The 1,780-nt window shown below is 66.9% G+C and carries 2 protein-coding genes; one reads left to right on the top strand and one right to left on the bottom strand.

Translation table 11 applies throughout. The features are described 5' to 3' along the window. A partial coding sequence (locus EOA33_RS34695) for an FAD-dependent oxidoreductase (RefSeq protein WP_145989483.1) occupies positions 1 to 466 on the bottom strand: 466 nt, incomplete at its 3' end. Between the two features lie 105 nt (positions 467 to 571). Between EOA33_RS34695 and EOA33_RS34690 the strand changes: the two genes are divergently transcribed. Beyond that, positions 572 to 1,780 (top strand): cytochrome P450 (locus EOA33_RS34690; RefSeq protein ID WP_145989482.1); only part of this gene is annotated, 1,209 nt, incomplete at its 3' end.

Here is a 1,780-nt window from a genome sequence, read left to right as displayed (position 1 = left end):
GCCATGCAGAGAGGCCGGAGGCGATCCTGCGGCAATGCAGAGCGCCACCCTCGGTCGAAAAATAGGCATAGCGGAATGAGCCCGGCTCCAGGAAAGGCCAGCGCTCGACCGCGGCGGCCGGGTCGAGCAACTCGAAGGGAAAGTTCCCCTCCTCCAGGCCTTCGCGGTATTCCTCGGCCTCGTCGCCGGGCTCACGCGAGATGCAGAGGAAACCCCTGGCATCGAGATGGCTCTCGCCGAGATCGGCCCACATCTCGTCCCAGGCGTCATACGCCTCCGTGATCAGCCTGCCATAGCCGGTGCCGGCGCGGTAGGCGCGACGGATGATGCGGTGATGGTCCCCCGATGCGGCAAGCGGGTTGGGGATCGGCCCCTGCTCGACGATCGAAACGCTGTGCCCGGCTTTGACAAGCGACCACGCCGTCGAAAGTCCGGCGATGCCGGCGCCGACCACGATCACATTCATCGAAACCATCCTTCCACAGCGGTCCCCGCTGGCTCAATTCATCGGGTTGCCGGGCGCCAAGATACGGTCTGGCACCGGGCTGGCAAGGCGCGCTAATGATCCAGCATGACCGATTTGATGCCGCCACCCGCCTACCTTGCCTTCGATCCCGCCGGCCGTCGCCTGCGGCTCGACCCGCACGAACCGGCCTTCTTCCTGAACCCGTACGACGCCTATGCCTTCCTGCAGGGCGCCGCGGACGCCTTCTTCTGGGAGGACTACGGTTTCTGGTGCTTTGGCGGCTTCGACGACGTCAACCGGCTCTTGCGCGACCGCCGCTTCGGCCGCCAGAACCCGGCCGGCATTCCCGACAGCCGCGGCGTCGGCCAGGACCGTTCGCATCTCGCCGCCTTCGACGGCATCGAGGCCAATTCGATGCTGGAACTGGAGCCGCCGGTCCACACCAGACTGCGGACGCTGGTCAACCGCGCCTTCGTCTCGCGCCAGGTCGAGCGGCTGCGGCCACGCGTCGAGGCGTTGGCCAACGAACTGATCGACAGCTTCGAGCCCGCCGGGGTCGACCTTCTGCCTGCCTTTGCGTCGCCCTTGCCGATCACCATCATCGCCGAAATGCTCGGCGTGCCGGTGGCGATGGCGCCGCAACTGCTCGACTGGTCGCACCAGATCGTCGCCATGTACATGCATGGCCGCACGCGCGAGACCGAGGAGACCGCCAACCGCGCCGCGCGCGACTTTTCCGATTTCCTGCGCGGGTACGTCGCCGAGCGGCGCAAGCAGCCGGGCGACGACCTGCTTTCGCTTCTGATTTCTGCGCAGGAGGACGGCCAGAAACTGTCCGAGGACGAACTGGTGTCATCGACCATTCTGCTGCTCAATGCCGGCCACGAAGCGACCGTGCACCAGACCGGCAATGCGGTGCGCGCGATCCTGGCGCAGGGCGGCGACCCCAGCCGCTTCTTCACCACGCCGGAGGCGACCGCGGCCACGGTCGAGGAATGCCTGCGCTTCGACGCGCCGCTGCATATGTTCCTGCGCTATGCCTATGAGGAGATCGAAGTCCAGCCAGGCATCGTGCTCAAGCCTGGCGACAAGATTGCGCTGCTGCTCGGCATGGCCAACCGCGACCCCTCCGCCTTCGCTGCGCCGCAGGCCTTCAATCCCGGCCGGGCCGACCAGAAGAACGTCTCCTTCGGCGCCGGCATCCATTTCTGCATCGGCGCGCCGCTGGCGCGGCTCGAACTGCAGGTCTCGCTGAAGACCCTGTTCGAGCGGCGGCCAAAGCTCCACCTCGCCGAGGAGCCGCGCTTCCGCGAC

It is taken from the genome of Mesorhizobium sp. M4A.F.Ca.ET.050.02.1.1 (genome assembly GCF_003997725.1).
Classification (GTDB): domain Bacteria; phylum Pseudomonadota; class Alphaproteobacteria; order Rhizobiales; family Rhizobiaceae; genus Mesorhizobium.
Note: the sequence above shows the minus strand (reverse complement) of the source record. Positions and strands in the feature narration are given on the sequence as shown.